This window comes from Streptomyces sp. NBC_01775 (assembly GCF_035917675.1).
GTDB lineage: Bacteria > Actinomycetota > Actinomycetes > Streptomycetales > Streptomycetaceae > Streptomyces.
This window is the reverse complement of the sequence record NZ_CP109104.1, coordinates 6,200,923-6,216,629: the sequence shown is the minus strand read 5'-3', so window position 1 is coordinate 6,216,629 and position 15,707 is coordinate 6,200,923. Positions and strand designations below refer to the sequence as shown.

Below are 15,707 nucleotides of genomic sequence, written 5' to 3'. Positions count from 1 at the left end.
GCGGAGCCGACCCGCCGCGCTCCCACGTCAGCCCTCCCCGGACAGACCTCCTGGAACCGGCCCCCGGCGCTCAATACCCCCGTATCAGGCCGATCCTGCCCGCCCCTGCTGCGCGGGGAACGGGACGACCGCCACTGTTACGTTGTCGTGCCCACCCCCGTCCAGCGCGTAGCCGACCAAGTGCTGAGCGGAGTGCAGCGGCCGGACGAGGGCGTCGGGCGGGACCGCGGCGGCCATCTCCTCCGCCGATTCCGCGTAGTTCCACAGGCCGTCCGTGCAGACCACGACCACGCCGGGCCGGTCCGGCTTGAACGAGGCGGTGTGCGGGTCGAGTTCGTAGGCGTCGGCGCCGAGCCAGCCGGTGATGGCGTGCGCGCGGGCGTCGGCGTACGCCTCGGCCTCGTTCATCAGCCCGGCGGCCACCATCTGCGCCGCCCACGAGTCGTCCTCCGTCAGCCGCGCCGCTCGGGTCGTACGGTCGTCGGGAATCCAGTAGGCCCTGCTGTCGCCGACCCAGCCGACGGTGAGAATGCCCTCGGCGGTCAGCGCGCTGACGATGGTGCAGGCCGGCGCGTTCTTGGAGGGCTCCGGAGGGCCCTCGCCCGCCAGCGCGTTGACCGCCTCGGCCGCGGCGATCAGCGCGTCGTGCATCGCCTGCTGCGGGTGGATGCCGCGCGGCAGTGCCGCGCACAGCGAGACGCTGGCCGCCTCGGCCGCCGCCGCCGACGCCTCGTCGGGGCGGGTGGCGGAGGAGACACCGTCGCAGACGACGGCGACCGTGGCGGGCTCGCCCTCGGCCGTCTCGGTCTCGTTGACGGCGTAGAAGTCCTCGTTGCGGTGGTGGCGCAGCCCCCGGTCGCTGGCGGCGGCGATGGTGTCCAGCACCGATTCCATGTGGTCGCGCTCCCGGGGCTGTTTGTGGCCGCAGTGCTCGCAGTAGCCGTCGTTGTCGATGGTGCCGGTGCCACAGGCCACACAGGTCGGGCCGAGCACCTCGGGCCCGCTGGGGAGCTCTTCGAGAGGCTGCCCGTCGCGCGCGGGCCCGCCCGGCTCGTCCAGGACGGTACGGGGATCGGCCGCGCGCGGGTCGGGGGTGGCGGGATCGGGGGAGCCCGGACTGCCGGGGGGCGGCAGCGTGAAGTCGGGCTCGGTCGGCGTCGGGACAGGGGGTGGCGGGGAGGTGGGAGCGGGCATGGGCCCCCAGGGATGGGCCCCCGCGGGACCGGTGCCGTTGCGGCCCGGTGCCCGGCCGTCACCGGCCGGCCCCGTGACGCCGTGGGCCGCCGCGGCCTCCAGGTCGGCGCCGCAGGCGCCGCAGAAACGGTCACCCTCCTCAAGCGGCTCCGCGCAGCTGGGGCAGACGGACAGTTGGTCGAGCTGTGGCATGGTCACACCCACGTCCTGGGGCGGAAACGGTTTGCCCGCTCCACCAGTTCGATCCTTTCGGTACCAGTCTGCGCGAGCCGGGCGAGCAGCCGGTAGGAGCGCTCCAGTCCGAAGCGCAGCCCTTCTTCGGTGAGGGGGCAGCCCAGCAGCCGTACCGCGCCGGGTGGGGTACCCGGCACGGCACCCGGCACGCCCCCGCCGGAGTCCTGTTGGCACAGCACCCAGTCGAGCGCGCAGCCGAGCACCTCGGTGGTCAGCTCTTCCCTGCGCACCGCGTCCAGTCCGACGTGCTGGAGGTCCTCGACCTGGCGCGCGGCGGCCTCCAGGTCGGCGGACAGCGGCTCGTGGGGCGAGCGCTGCCGCAGCCGGGCGCGTACGGCGGCCACACGCGCGGCCGTGAAGTGGATGGACGCCTCCGGCACCGACTCCAGCGCGCTGACGGCGCCCGGCCGGTCGCCCGCCGCGAGCCGCACCCGCGCCAGTCCGAAGGCCGCGCTCACATACGCGGGGTCGGTCGTCCACACCAGGCGGTAGTACTCGGCGGCGTTGTCCAGCTGACCCAGTACCTCTGCGCAGATGCCGAGCGCCAGCTTGGGCGCCGGCTCGCCGGGAAAGGCGTCATAGACGGCGTCGAAGGAGAGCGCCGCGGTCTCCTTGTCGCCGCTCACCATCGACGCCAGACCTCGGTACCACACCACTCTCCAGTCGTCGGCGTGGCGGGCCTCCAGGGCGTCCAGCGCCTCGGCGGCCGTGCTCAGCACCGTGCCCTGCGCCGGGGCGGGGGCGGTGCCCTGGGTGCCGGTCGGCGCGGCGGGCCCGTCGCCCATCTCCAGGCGCGCGCGCAGCTCCCGCAGCCGCAGCTCCAGCGAGTCGGCCGGGGCGTTCTCCAGGGCACTGATCAGCTCGACGGGTGCCGAGGCCAGCAGCCCCGCGAGGAAACCCGCGTTGGGGTCGGAGGGGTCCACGCGCGGCACGGGCAGCGCCATCGCCGTGAGCCGGGCCTGGAGCGGCACCAGCGAGATGCCGGGCGTCACGGCACCGTTGGGCCCCGCGGCCCGCGGCCCACCGGATGCCTGGACCTGGGCGGGTGCCTGGACCGGAACAGCCAGCTGGGCCGGAGCCGATGCCTGGGCCGGGGCGGGCGTCTGGGCCGGAGCGGGTGGCTGGGCCGGGATCTGGCCGGGCGCCACCGCCACCGCCGTCGGCGCGGGACCGGGACCGGGACCGCCGACGGGTCCGGCGGGCGCACCCACGAGGGCCCGCCGCTTGCTGCGGCGGCCGGATCCGGCGGCGTTCTCGCGCGCGCCCAGCAGCGAGGCGTCGCCGGAGAGCTGGGCGAGCAGCGCCGTGTCCACGACGCGCAGTTCGGGCCCGAAGAGCGTGGACATGGCCGGCCTCGGCCTGCCCGTCTGGACGGCGACGACCTCGCGCAGGACGCCCAGCAGCTGCTCGGCCATCTCCTGCGCCGAGGAGAAGCGGCGTTGCGGGTCGGGGTCGGTGGCGCGCACCAGGAAACGGTAGAACGACTCGTACTTCTGGAAGACGTCGATGTTCTCCGGCTCGGGCAGGCTGTCGACGTAGACGTTGGTGTAGCCCTGGAAGTCGAACGTCAGGACGGCCAGCGTGCGGGCCACCGTGTAGAGGTCGGAGGCGACCGAGGCGCCCTCCTCGGCGACCTCCGGCGCCTGGTATCCGACGGTGCCGTAGATGGCGCTGTCGTCGTCGTCCATCCGGCGCACCGCGCCCATGTCGATCAGCTTGAGCTGGTCGGCCTGCTGTATGGCGTTGTCGACCTTGAAGTCGCAGTAGAGCAGGTTGCGGCTGTGCAGGTGCCCGAGGGCCTCCAGCGCCTCGATGCCGTACGCGCACGCCTGCTCGACGGGCAGCGGGTCCCGCTTGCCGTCGGGGGTACGGCGCTCGTTGGCGATCTCCTTGAGGGACTTGCCGCCCACATATTCCATGACGATGTAGCCGTCGAGGCTGCCGGTGCGCTGGTCGAGGTGCTCGACGAAGTTGTAGATCCGCACGATGTTGGAGTGCTCGATCTCGGCCAGGAAGCGCCGCTCGGCGATGGCCGCGGCCATGGCGTCCTCGTCGCCGGTGTCCAGCAGGCCCTTGAGCACCACCCAGCGGTCGGACACGGCGTGGTCCATGGCGAGGTAGACCCAGCCGAGGCCGCCGTGCGCCAGGCAGCCCACCACCTCGTACTGCCCGTGGACGATGTCGCCGGTGCTCAGCTTGGGCATGAAGGAATACGGGTGACCGCACTTGGTGCAGTAGCCCTCCGTGCGCCCCGGCCGGTCACCGCGCGAGCGGCCGACCGCGGCCCCGCAGTCGCTGTTGCTGCAAAAGCGCTTGCGCTCGGGCACCTCCGGGTTCTCCAGCACGACCGTGGCGGGGTCGGGCTTGGCCACGTCGGGCACCTGCACCAGCCCGGCGCCGAGCCTGCCGCGGGACGAGCTCTTCGCGGAGGAGCCGGCGCGCACCGAGACGGAGCGGGTCGAGACGCGGCCGGACAGGGAGCGCGAGAGCCTGCCGGAGACCGAACGGCGGGAGGACTGGGAGCGCGCGGAAGCGCGGGAGGAGGCGCGCGAGGACGAACCGGAGCGCGCCGAACCGGAAGAGCGGCTGCCGCGCGCCGCGCTCGTCATGCCCGTCGGCGCCGCGCCCAGCAGGCCGCCGGGCGCCACGACGGGCGCGAGCCCGCAGGTGTCGCAGTACAGCTCGCCCCCGCCCATGTCCTCGTAGGTGCCCTCGCACTGCGGGCGCTGACACGGTCTGTTCAGCGCGCTCGTCTGCTCACTCACTCTGCCCCCATGTTCATCGCTCCGCCCGCTTCCCCGTGCTGCCGGGGCACCAGGACGTCCTGTGCGGCCTTCTGATAGCGCAGCACCGCGTCCTCGGCGGCGCGCAGGTCGCACGGCGCGCTCCACAGCATCCGGCGCGCCGCGTCGTAGCGCTCGATCAGGATGCGGTCCTCCGCCATACCGTGCCGCGCGACCTTCGCCTTGTAGGCGTCCAGACGGCCCCGCAGTTCGGCGCGTACCGCCAGTGGCGCGGTGACGGCCGACAGCTGGGCGCGGGCCCGCTCCAACTCGTCCTCGGCGCGCTGCTCCAGGCTCTCCAGCAGCGGGGAGAGCCGGTGCCACTGCGCGTGTCTGCGGTACTCGGCCGCGGTGGCGAGCTGTTCCTGGAGCGCGGTGGGCGGGCCGCTGACGGCGGGCACCTCGGATGCCGCGATCTTCGCCAGCACCTCGCCGCGCGCCGAACGGGCCTCGGTCAGGGTGCGGTCGGCGCGCGAGAGCACGTCGCGCAGCTTCATCAGCCGCTGTTCGGCGTCCTGCCGCACGGCGAGCACGGCGTCGATCTCGCGCCGCACCTCCTCCAGGGCGCGCGCCGCCGCGTCGTAGCGCGCGGTGTCGGGCCGGCCGCCGCCCGGCGCGCTGCTTCCTCCGGTGGGCTTCCAGAAGGTGAGCGGGTCGCGGAGCACCTCGGCGCGCAGGGCGGTCAATTCCGCGGTGGTGCGCTCCAGATCGTCGGCCGCCCGATGCTCGCCGGGGCGTACGCCGACCGAGTGCGCCAGGGAGCGTACGCGGCCCAGTTCGGCGGCGAGGAGGTCGATCCGCGCGGGCAGCGCCGACCACACCGAGTCGGCGGCGGCGACCACGTCCAGGGCCTGCGCGTACCACTCGTTCATCCGGTCGACGAGCTGACTGAGCGTCAGCTCCTCGGCGAGCTTGGGCCCCTCGGTCAGGCTCGCGCCGCCGGAGCCCGTGGTTCCGGCTGTGCCGGCCTGACCGAGGGCTCCGCCGGAGACGGTGAGCGTGCCGCGCAGCAGCCGGGTCAGCTCCACGAGGTCGTCACGGCTGGGCCAGCGGCGCCGGGCCCGTAGCTCGCGCGCCGTCTCCAGGGTGCGGGAGTAGGCCTCGAACCCGTTCCACAGCAGGGTGATGGCCGCCTCGGCGCGCGACCAGCGGTGCTCGGTGGTACCGGAGAGCTGGGCGCCTTCCAGCAGCCTGCGCCCCGCGTGGTCCTGGAGCGCCAGCAGCGACGACTCGACCGCCTCGTGCTCGGCGTCCAGGCGCCCCAGAGCACGGTCGGCCTCCTCCCGGCTCATCACCGGTCCGGCGGGTCCCGCGGGCCCCATCAATCACCTCGCTGTTTCTCTCGTACGGATGCTCCCGTGCGGCTCAGTTGGCGCCGTGGCACCGGCTCAGTCGCGGTAGAGCGCCTTCGGTGGTGAGGGCTTCTTGTCCTCCGTACCCATCATGTCGTCGGCCAGCCAGCGGTCGTAGGAGGACCGCCATCCGCTCTTGCGGAAGTCCTCAAGCACTTTGTTGACCCTCCGGACCAGATCCTTGTCCTTGAGGTTCATCGCGACACCGTACGGCTCCACGGTCTCCGGCTCACCGATGAGTTCGACGGTGGGGTCCTGCGCGGCCTGTCCCGCGCCGAGCGCGCTGTCGGTGACCGTGGCGTCGGCCTCGCCGAGCTGGAGGCGCACCAGGCAGTCGAGCTGGTTGGGCACCACGACCGGCTTGGCCCCCAGCGACCGGTAGTCGGGGGATTTCATCATCGACTCGGCCGTGGAGCCGGAGGCATAGCACACCCGTTTGCCGCGCATGCTCTTGTCGAAGCCCTTGACCCGCGCGTTCTTCTTGGGCACCAGCAGCTGCTGGCCCGCCTCGAAGTAGGCGGTGGAGAAGGCGACCTTGTCGAGGCGGTCGCAGGCGATGGTCATGGTGCGGACAACCATGTCCACCTCGCCGCTCTGGATGGCGGGGATGCGCTGATCGGTCGGGATGGTCTTGTACGTGATCTTGTCGGCGCCGTCCTTGCCGAGCAGGTCGCGCGCGATGGTCTTGACGAGGCTGATGTCGAAGCCCTCGATGTCACCGGATGCCGGGTCGCGGTAGCCCCACAGATAGCTGTTCTGGTCGACGCCGACCACCAGCTTGTCCTTGTCCTTGATGCGCTTGACGGCGTCGCCTTCCGCACCGGATGCCTTGAGACCGGCCGCCGGATTCCTGCCGTCCTCGCACTTCTCCGGCTTGGGGTCCTCCCCCGGGCGCGCCGCGGACGCCTGCTTGCCGGCCACGGCGCTCCCGGCGGCGGTGCCCTGCCCACCGCGCGCGCCCGCGTGGTCCCGCGCTCCCGTATGCCCGCCGGCGGCCTCGTTCCCGGCCGTGGACAGCACGGTGGAGCCCAGCACCGCCGCGACGACGGCGAGGCCGCTCACCGCGACGGTGACCGGCCTGCGGTGCGGCCACCGCCCGCCGGGCCGCCCGGCGTTGCCGCGCAGGCCGCCGTCGCGCACCTGGCGCCCCTCGCGCTCCTCGCGCTCCATGTGCCGCCCCATGGCGTCCCTCCTCACCTGTACTCCGAGAGCCTGCGTCCGATGCCGAGCAGCCCTGCCGCGGCCGACAGTACGGCCAGCACCATGGCGCCCATCGCGAGTCCGCCGAACCAGCCACGGCCGGAGCGGGCCGCGTCCTCGAACTGCCGCTGTTCGTGGGCGCTGGCCTTGCTCAGGCTTTCGTCGACGTCGTCGAAGCTTTGGCCGGTGCTGTCCTTGGCGCCGATCACCTTCCGCACCGCCGCCTCGTAGTCTCCGCCGTTGTCCTCGGCACGTGCCTCAGCGTGACGTTTCTTCCAGGTGGCGACCGCGTCCTTCGCGTCCTGGACAGCGGAGCGGCCCGCGCTGTCGTCCGCGGCCCGCAGCGCGCCGTTCAGCTCGCCCGCGCCACCGTCACCGGCCTTCTCGCCGCCGGCGACGTCCGCCATCTGCTTCTTGTAGCTGTCCTCGTAGGCCGCCCCGCCGCCGCGCGCGACCAGGGTCATGTTCTCGTCACCGCGCGCCTGGAGGGCGCCGATCCACGCCTCGTTGAGCGCCGCCAGGGAACTGGCGCCCTTGGTGTCCGACTCGCCGAGCCCCGAGCGGGCCATGGCGTGCCCGCCGACCAGCCACACCAGCACGGCCAAGGAGGCGGCCGTCGCGCCGAGCAGGCCCTGGTTGAAGACCCTGTTGGTGCGGCGGTAGTTGCGCCGCTGCGCCCAGCCGAGCCCGACCAGCGTGAGGACACCGGCGCCGATGGCGAGGAGCGGCCAGGACTTGGCGTCCTGGTAGTCGTTGCCCAGCCGCTCGGTCTCGGCCGTGTAGAGCTTGCGTGCGGCCGGGAGCAGTTCGCCGCGCATCTTCGCGTTGGCGTGGCGCAGATACGCGCCGCCCAGCGGAAGCCCCTGCCGGTTGTTGGCGCGTGCGGCCTCGACCAGCCCCGTGTAGACGGGCAGGCCACGGTTGAGGGTCCCTATCTGGCGTTGCGCGCCGGGCGAGTCGGCCGAGTTGGCCGCGGCGGCGGCGAGCAGTTCGGATGCCTCGCGCACGTCCTTCTCGTACCTGCGGCGCTCCGAGCGGGGCTCGTCGCCGCCCGCGAGGAAGCCGCTGGAGGCCGAGGTGTCCGCGTCGGCGAGCGACCGGTAGATGCGCGCCGCGTCGGCGCTGAGCGGCTGGCTGTGGTCGACGACGGCGTCGGCCGCCTCGACCCGGTCGGAGACCTGCCACGCCGTCACGGCGCCGAACAGCACGACGAGCGTGGCGACGACGGCGCCGATCAGCCGGAGGCGGCCGGGCTCGGTCACCGCGGCGGCTCGTATTCGGTGCACGCTCTCGGCCCAGGCGGTACGTCGTCCGCCACCCGAAGGAGTGAGCTGTGATGTCACGTTGGCGTCCGGATGCGCGCCCGGGGTGCCGCTGTCCGGGACGGCGGGCACGGGCGGCGGCGGTGGCGCCGGTGGTGCGGTCGGCGGCTGTGTCACTGCTGGAGACCTCCCCCTCGGTCGCTGGCAGGCACCCTGCCGGTGTGCTCGGTCCTGCTCACTGTCACGCAGCCCCCGCATCCGGCTTCCCGGCCCGAGCGTCCCCCCGGACGCCCCTGACAACGTGCCTAGGCCAGCAGTATGGCCGCAGCATCCCGGTGGCCACATCGCCTCGGCCGGGATCTTGTTCGGATCGCGACCAACACGAGATGCCGGGTCCGGCCCGCCCGGCGTCCATTCTGCCGCGCGGCCCTGCCCGGCCGGCCTCCGGCCGCCGCCCGACGGCCGTACGGCTGACCGGGCGGCCCGACGGGTGCCGCGCTCTTCAGCCCGGAGGGTGACGCGTGGGCGAACACCTGCCGGACCGTGGAACGGACCCCCGTACTGCCTCTCGTTGTTCCCTCACGCGCCGGGCCCCTCCACGGTTCCCCCGCCCGCCTCCGCCGTGCCGGGAAGTGGCCAGGTGTGGGGTCCCTCCGGGTCGTCCAGCCAGGCCCGCTGCCGCCCGTCGCGCACGCTCACTCCGTACCGCTCCCGCGTCGGGCGGCCGGCCTCCTTCCACATCGTGTAGGCGTCGGCCGGGTCCAACTGGCCCTCGGAGAGCGCGAGGAGGAAATGGAACTCATCGCTCCGCTGGGCGTCGCGGGGCATGCCCCGGAACATCTGCCGCTCGCACCGCCCGCCGCCCGGAGTGCCGCGCAGGGGGACGAAGAAGGCCGGGGTGGACCGGAACCGGCCCACGGCGGCGCCTTCGTCGTCCACGCGCAGGGACAGCAGCCCGGTCGCCAACGGGGTGAGGATGAGCGCGCCCGGCGCGCTTTGCGCCAGCCAGGCGGGCGGCACCTGGGGGACCGTGCAGGTGGCGATGATCCGGTCGTAGGGCGCGTGGGCGCGGCAGCCCTGCGCGCCGTCCCCGGTGACCACCCGGGGCCGGTAGCCCGCCGCCGCCAGGTGGCCGCGCGCCGCGTCGGTGATGTCGGGATCGAGGTCGACGGTGGTGACGTGCGCGTCCCCGAGCCGGTGGCTGAGCAGCGCCGCGTTGTAGCCGGGCCCGGTGCCGATCTCCAGCACGTCCATCCCGTCACCGGCCGCCAGATACTCCAGCATCCGGGCCATCAGCGAGGGCTGGCTGCTGGAGGAGAGCAGCCTGCCGTCCCGGATGCGGGTGGCCAGCGGCTGGTCGCTGTAGACGCCCTGCCGCCAGCGCGCTCTCCGCTCGGGATCGGGGTCGTCGCGCCACAGCCGCTCGTAGTCGCCGCCGGGACCCGGCGCGTAATAGAACGGCACGAACAGCTCGCGGGGCACCTCCTCGAAGGCCGCGCGCCACGCGGGGTCGGTCAGAAAACCTCCGGCCTCGATCTCCCGTACGAGATCCGCTGGTGCAGCCATGTTCCCAATGTGGAGGCAAACATCTGCTCGCGCGAGGCCGGAAGGGGAAATTCGGGGCTAGCCTCCCTTCATGTCAGCAAAAGCGATCGCGGCTGAGGGACTGCGCAAGCGCTACGGGGAGACCCGCGCCGTCGACGACGTGTCCTTGGAGGTGGAGCGCGGGGAGTTCTACGGAATCCTCGGCCCCAACGGCGCCGGCAAGACGACCACCATGGAACTCCTCGAAGGGCTGCGCGAGCCCGACGAGGGCACCGCTCACGTTCTGGGGACGCCCTCCTGGCCGCGCAAGCCGCAAATGCTGCGGCGCATCGGCGTCCAGCTCCAGGCGTCGGCCTTCTTCGAGCGGCTGTCGGCCCGCGAACAGATACACACCTTCGCCGCGCTCTACGGCGTCCCGCCCGCCAGGGCCGACGAGATGCTGGAGTCCGTCGGGCTCACCGAGAAGGCCGGCACCCGCGAGGACAAGCTCTCCGGCGGCCAGGCCCAGCGGCTGTCCATAGCCTGCGCCCTGGTGCACGACCCCGAGCTCGTCTTCCTGGACGAGCCCACGACCGGCCTCGACCCGCAGGCCCGCCGCAACCTGTGGGACCTGCTGCGGCGCATCAACGCCGAGGGCCGCACCGTGGTACTCACCACGCACTACATGGACGAGGCGGAGACGCTCTGTGACCGGGTGGCCGTGATGGACCACGGCAAGGTGCTGCGCGTCGGACCGCCGGGCGAGCTGGTCGAGGAGCTGGGAGTCGACACCCTGGAGGACGTCTTCCTCCAGCTCACGGGGCGGGAGTACAGAGAGTGAGAGCCTTTCTCAGCCTGTCGCTGGCGATGACGCGCGGGCTGCTGCGCGACCGCTCGGCGGTCTTCTTCACACTGATCTTCCCGCTGATGTTCCTGGTCCTGTTCGGCGCCCTGTTCAAGGACAGCGGCACCGAGCAGTCCTCGATCGTGCAGGTCGGCAAGGTCAAGGTGCTCGACAACATGTCCGAGAAGGGGCGCGCCGGGCTGCGGGACGTGCTGAAGATCGAGCGGTCGGACGGCTCGGCCGAGGCCCGCGACGAGGCGCTGGAGAAGGTACGCAAGGGCGACGCGGACGCGGCCGTCTTCGAGCGCGACGGCAAGGTGGAGCTGCGCTACTCCGCCGCCGACCAGGTGCGCTCGGGCACCGTACGCGGCGTGATGGACTCCGTCGTGCAGCAGGCCAACCAGCGTGCGACGGGGCAGCCGCCCGCCTTCGCGCTGAAGACGGCCACGCTGGAGGACCGGTCGACCAAGCCGATCCAGTTCCTGACCCCGGGGCTGCTGGGCTGGGCCGTGGCGATGGGCGGCGTCTTCGGGGCGGCGTTCAACCTGGTGAGCTGGCGCAAGAAGCGCATCCTGCGCAGGCTGTGGCTGGCTCCGATCAGCGCGGGCTCGGTGATCGGAGCCCGGGTCGGAGTCAACCTGGGGACGGCCTTCGCCCAGACAGCGATCTTCCTGAGCGTCGCGATGCTTCCCTACTACGGGCTGAAGCTGACCGGTGACTGGTGGCTGTGCCTGCCGCTGGTCGTCTGCGGCACGCTCGCCTTCATGTCGATCGGCCTGCTGGTGGGCTCCTGGGCCAGGACCGAGGAGGCCGCCAACGGGCTGGCCCAGATCATCATCCTCCCCATGGCGTTCTTGTCCGGCTCCTTCTTCCCGCTGGACAACGCGCCGGGGTGGGTGCGCTCCATCAGCGAGTTCCTGCCGCTCAAACACCTCTCCCGGGCGATGGAGGACGTCCTCAGCCGGGGCGAGAGCTGGGGCGCCGCACTGCCGACGATGGGCGGGCTGCTGCTGTTCGCGGCGGTGCTGACGGCGATCGCCGCGAAGCTGTTCCGCTGGGACTCGGCGTAGGGCTCGCTGGGCTGGGCGTAGGGCTTGCTGGACTCGGCGTAGGGCCCGTCTTCCGGGCCGCGGCGGCGCGCGGAGGCGTGCGGGGGAGGGCCGGAGGCGGGCGGGGGTGGTCGTAGGGCCGGGGGACTCGGCCGGGCCGTCTGCGACCATGGACGGGTGATGGAGATTCCGCGCGGCAGCCTGGAGACGCAGACCTTTTACGAGCAGGTCGGCGGCGAGGACACCTTTCGACGGCTCGTGCACCGCTTCTACCAGGGCGTCGCCGAAGACCCCCTGCTGAGGCCGATGTACCCCGAAGAGGACCTGGGCCCGGCGGAAGAGCGGCTGACGCTCTTCCTGATGCAGTACTGGGGCGGGCCCCGCACCTACAGCGACTCGCGCGGCCACCCCCGGCTGCGGATGCGGCACACGCCCTTCAAGGTCGACCGGGCCGCCCACGACGCCTGGCTGCGGCACATGCGCGAGGCGGTGGAGAGCCTGGAGCTGCCCGGACCTCTGGAAACCAAGCTCTGGGACTACCTCGTTTACGCGGCCGGGTCTATGGTCAACTCCGCGGACTGAGCGGACCGGCCGGCCCGCGATCCCCCTTGCGCGGACCGGCTCCTGGGGCCGGCCTTCCGCGCGGCGGGGCGGACAGGCGGGGAACGCGGGGGGCGGCGGCTGTTGTCGGGGTTCACGGGGTTCGTGTTGCTGCGGGTGCGCGCGCACCGCTTGCTGGTCGCTGCCGCCTTGCTCGCCGTCATCCTGGCGACCTCGGTGCTCGCGGCGCTCGCCGCCTTCTCCGCCGCGATCGGCGACGCGGGCCTGCGCCGCTCCCTCGGCCACCAGTCGGCCTCCCGGACCGTCCTCGACGTGCGCTCCGAGGTCACGGCCGAGGACCGCGAGAGGGCTGATGCGGCGGTACGCGAGGCCGCCCACCGCGCCTTCGACGGGCTGCCCGTCACGGTGGACGCCAGCACCGGCTCGGGCGCCTACGCACTCCCCCGCGAGCTGCGCCCGGCCGACGCGAGGGCGGGCGACGCGAGGGCGGGTGGCGCCCAAGCTCCTGAGAACCCCGATCTGACCCGTTTCGCCTCCCTCGGCGAAAAGCACGTCCGGATGGTCGAAGGTTCCTGGCCCCGTGCGGCGCGCGACAGCGACACCGTCCCGGTGGCGGTGCCCCAACGGGCCGCCGAGCGGCTTTCGTTGCATCCGGGCGACACCTTCCGCGCCACCAGCAGACTCCACGGCCCTCCGGACGTACGGGTCAAGGTGACCGGCGTCTACACGCCCCGCTCCCCCGGCTCTTCCTTCTGGCGGCTCGACCCGCTCAAGGGCAAGGGCGTGGAAACCCTCGACTTCACCACCTACGGGCCGCTCGCCGTCCCCGAGGACTCCTTCGCGGCAGGCACCGCAGCCCCACCGGGCGCCTCGGCCCCGGCGGGCTCCGCGCACCCGGCAAGTTCCCACCCGGCAAGCTCCGCGCACGGCCGCGCCCCCTTGTGGCCGGCTGAGACGCGCTGGCAGGCGCGCGCCGACTTCGCGCACGCCGGCGTCGCGCGTATCCCGCACCTGCGCGAGGACATCAAGCACACCGTCACCGCGCTCGGCCGCTCCAAAGCCGCGCCGGAGGCGGTCGCCGGCAGCGAACTGCCCGCCCTGCTCCACTCGCTGGAGCGCTCCTTGCTGGTGATGCGCTCCACGCTGCTGATCGCCGCGCTCCAGCTGGCCTTGCTGACGGGCCTGGCGCTGCTTCTGGTCGCTCAACTGCTGATGAGCGAACGGGCCGCCGAGACGGCGCTGTTGCGGGCGCGCGGGGCCTCGCGGGCACGGGTGTGCGCGCTGGCGGGTATGGAGGCCCTGCTGCTCGCGGTCCCCGCCGCACTGGCCGCGCCGCTGCTGGCCGGGCCCTCGGTGCGGTGGCTGACCGGATACGGGGCGCCGGCGCGTGCGGGCGTTCATCCGGTGGCGCGGTTGCCGGCCGACAGCTGGTGGGTGGCCGCGGCGACGGCGACCGGATGCGCGCTGATGATCGCGCTGCCCACACTGCGGGGACGCGGCAGGGCGGGCGCCGACGACCCGGAGAACGGCGGCGGCTCCGCCCCCCGTGCGGTCTCGCGCGGACGGCGCACGGCGGCCACCTTGCTGCGCGGCGGGGCCGACCTGGCGCTGGTCGCGCTCGCCGTCGTCGCCTACTGGCAGCTCGAACGGCGCTCGGCCGGCACTGGCGTACTGTCCTCCGGGCAGAAACCGGGATCCTCCGGTGGCACGCTGGGCATCGACCCCGTTCTGGTGGCGGCGCCCGCACTGGGGCTGCTCGCGGGGACGGTGCTGGTGCTGCGGCTGCTGCCCCTGGTTGCCCGCTTCGGGGAGCGGCGTGCGACGCGCGGCCGGGGGCTGGCGCCGGCGCTGGCCGGATGGCAGCTCAGCCGCCGCCCGCTGCGCGGCGCGGGGCCCGCGCTGCTGCTCGTACTGGCCGTCGCCACGGGCGTGTTCGCGGTCGGCCAGGGCGCCAGCTGGGACCGCTCACAGGATGACCAGGCGGACTTCACGACCGGCGCCGAGGTGACCGTCGGCCGCTCGACTGCCTCGGCGATCGCTCAGGGCGGGCTGTACGACGGGATCCGGGGCGTCCAGGCGGTCGCCCCCGTGGCGCGTACGGTGTTCACCGCCGAGGGCAACCGCAGCACCCAAGTCGTCGCCACGGACGCCAAGGCGGCGGGCGCGGGAGTGCTGCGGATGCGCGGCGATCTCGCCGACGCGCCGCTGTCCCGCCTGCTGCGGCCCCTGGCCCCGAAGACGGACGCGAAAAACGCCGGTATCCGGTTGCCCGCCGACACCCGCGCACTCCGGTTGCGCGTACGGCTGGACGCCAGGAGCGAGGCCAAGGGCGGAGAGGACGGCGGCAAAGGGCACGACGAGAAGGGCCACGGCGTGAAGGGGAACGGCGGGGGCGACAGCGAGGGCCTGGATCGGACGGGCACCGAGGAGTCGCTCACGCTCACCGTCGAGGACCGCTACGGAGTGCCGTACCGCTTCCTGCTCGGCGACGTCCCGGCCAACGGGCGCCCGCACACCCTCAAGGCCGTCATGGCGGAGGGCGGCGGAACTCCCGCGGGGCCGCTGCGTGTCACCCGGCTCGGTGTGGCCTACACGGCGCCCGCCGAGAGCGAACGGCGACGCCTGAGCGTCGAGAGCCTGCGCACGACGGGAGAGCGCCGCACCCGCGCCGTACGGGCCGCGCGCGCGGTGCGCTGGAGCTCGCACACGCGGACGGACGACCCGCAGTCCTCGCTGGGACGCGGCCCGTACGCCGAGCCGCACGCCGGATCCGCGCGCAGCAGGACGGACGGTGCGCCGCTGACGTTCGACCACACCACCGGCTCGGCGCCGGAGCCCGAGCCGCACGGGAGCGAACCGGTCGCGGTGACCATGGAGCTGCGGGCTTCCGCCGGCAGGCCCGCGCCCCTCGCGGCCGTCGCGACCGACGCGTATCTGCGCGCCGGCGGTGCGAAGGTCGGCGACCGGGTGAAGGCGCGGATCTCCGGGTCGGACCTGACGGTACGGATCGCCGGGTCGGTGCGCGCCCTGCCGACCGTCCCCGCCGGGGCGGGTGCCGGAGGGGACGGCGCGGGGGCGCTGCTGTTCGACCTGGCCACCTTGGACCGGGCCCTGGCCGACCGCGACGCCACCCTCCTGGAACCGGATGCCTGGTGGCTGACCACCGCGCAGGGCAGCACCGAACGGGTTGCCCGGGCCCTGCGGAAGGACCCGGCGCTCGGAACGGTCCGGGTGCGCGACGAGCTGGCCGCCCGGCTGCACGGCGACCCGCTGGGCGCGGGTCCCCGGAGCGCGCTGAGCGCCATCGCGCTGGCCGCCGCCGTGCTGGCGGCGACGGGATTCGCGGTGAGCACGGCGGGCGCCGCACGCGAGCGGGCCGGTGAGTTCGCCGTACTGCGCGCTCTGGGAGCGCCCCGCAGACGGCTCGCCCAGGCGCTCGCCGCCGAACAGGGGCTCCTCGTCGCGCTGTCGACGGCTCTCGGGCTGGCCTTGGGCGTGCTGCTCACCCGGCTGGTGGTCCCTTTGATCGTCCTGACCTCGGATGCCAGGCTGCCCGTCCCCGAGCTGGTGGTGCGGCTGCCGCTCGGGCCGCTGGGCGCGCTGCTGGCCGCCGTCCTCGCCGTACCGCTCCTCGTGGTCGCGGCCACTGCCGTGCGTCGCACCGACCCGGTCGCCGCCCTGCGTACGGAACGGGGCGAGTGAGC

10 protein-coding genes are annotated in these 15,707 nt (G+C 73.6%); 4 read left to right on the top strand and 6 right to left on the bottom strand.

Annotation, left to right across the window (positions count from 1 at the left end; translation table 11 throughout):
• Positions 1–84: 84 nt before the first annotated feature.
• The 6 genes from OHB04_RS27675 to OHB04_RS27650 all read right to left on the bottom strand — a co-directional run bounded on the left by OHB04_RS27675 (position 85) and on the right by OHB04_RS27650 (position 9,591).
• Entirely contained in the window at positions 85–1,386 is a 1,302-nt protein-coding gene (locus tag OHB04_RS27675; protein ID WP_326809539.1) for a PP2C family serine/threonine-protein phosphatase, read from the bottom strand.
• 2 nt (positions 1,387–1,388) lie between these two features.
• Complete coding sequence (locus OHB04_RS27670) at positions 1,389–4,172, bottom strand: tetratricopeptide repeat protein (RefSeq protein WP_442815111.1); 2,784 nt, start codon at positions 4,170–4,172, stop codon at positions 1,389–1,391.
• Between the two features lie 17 nt (positions 4,173–4,189).
• A complete protein-coding gene (locus tag OHB04_RS27665) occupies positions 4,190–5,533 on the bottom strand; it encodes a hypothetical protein (RefSeq protein WP_326808534.1) in 1,344 nt (447 codons plus the stop codon).
• Between the two features lie 66 nt (positions 5,534–5,599).
• The gene (locus OHB04_RS27660) at positions 5,600–6,745 is read right to left on the bottom strand and encodes a glutamate ABC transporter substrate-binding protein (RefSeq protein WP_326690352.1); all 1,146 of its coding nucleotides are present in this window, start codon (positions 6,743–6,745) and stop codon (positions 5,600–5,602) included.
• A gap of 11 nt (positions 6,746–6,756) precedes the next feature.
• Positions 6,757–8,202, bottom strand: a complete 1,446-nt coding sequence (locus OHB04_RS27655) for a hypothetical protein (RefSeq protein ID WP_326690351.1) — start codon at positions 8,200–8,202, stop codon at positions 6,757–6,759.
• 402 nt (positions 8,203–8,604) lie between these two features.
• Positions 8,605–9,591 (bottom strand): methyltransferase domain-containing protein, encoded by a 987-nt coding sequence (locus OHB04_RS27650; protein ID WP_326808533.1) that lies wholly within the window; start codon positions 9,589–9,591, stop codon positions 8,605–8,607.
• 70 nt (positions 9,592–9,661) lie between these two features.
• On the opposite strand from OHB04_RS27650, the gene OHB04_RS27645 reads away from it, so the two are divergent.
• The 4 genes from OHB04_RS27645 (at position 9,662) to OHB04_RS27630 (ending at position 15,705) form a co-directional block, all read left to right on the top strand.
• Entirely contained in the window at positions 9,662–10,390 is a 729-nt protein-coding gene (locus tag OHB04_RS27645; protein ID WP_326690349.1) for an ABC transporter ATP-binding protein, read from the top strand.
• On the top strand, positions 10,387–11,463 hold the full coding sequence (locus tag OHB04_RS27640; protein ID WP_326690348.1) for an ABC transporter permease: 1,077 nt from the start codon (positions 10,387–10,389) through the stop codon (positions 11,461–11,463). The genes OHB04_RS27645 and OHB04_RS27640 overlap by 4 nt, the downstream gene beginning before the upstream one ends.
• Positions 11,464–11,622: 159 nt before the next feature.
• Entirely contained in the window at positions 11,623–12,024 is a 402-nt protein-coding gene (locus tag OHB04_RS27635) for a globin (RefSeq protein WP_326690347.1), read from the top strand.
• Positions 12,025–12,126: 102 nt separating this feature from the next.
• Positions 12,127–15,705, top strand: a complete 3,579-nt coding sequence (locus OHB04_RS27630; protein WP_326808532.1) for an FtsX-like permease family protein — start codon at positions 12,127–12,129, stop codon at positions 15,703–15,705.
• Positions 15,706–15,707 lie beyond the last annotated feature (2 nt).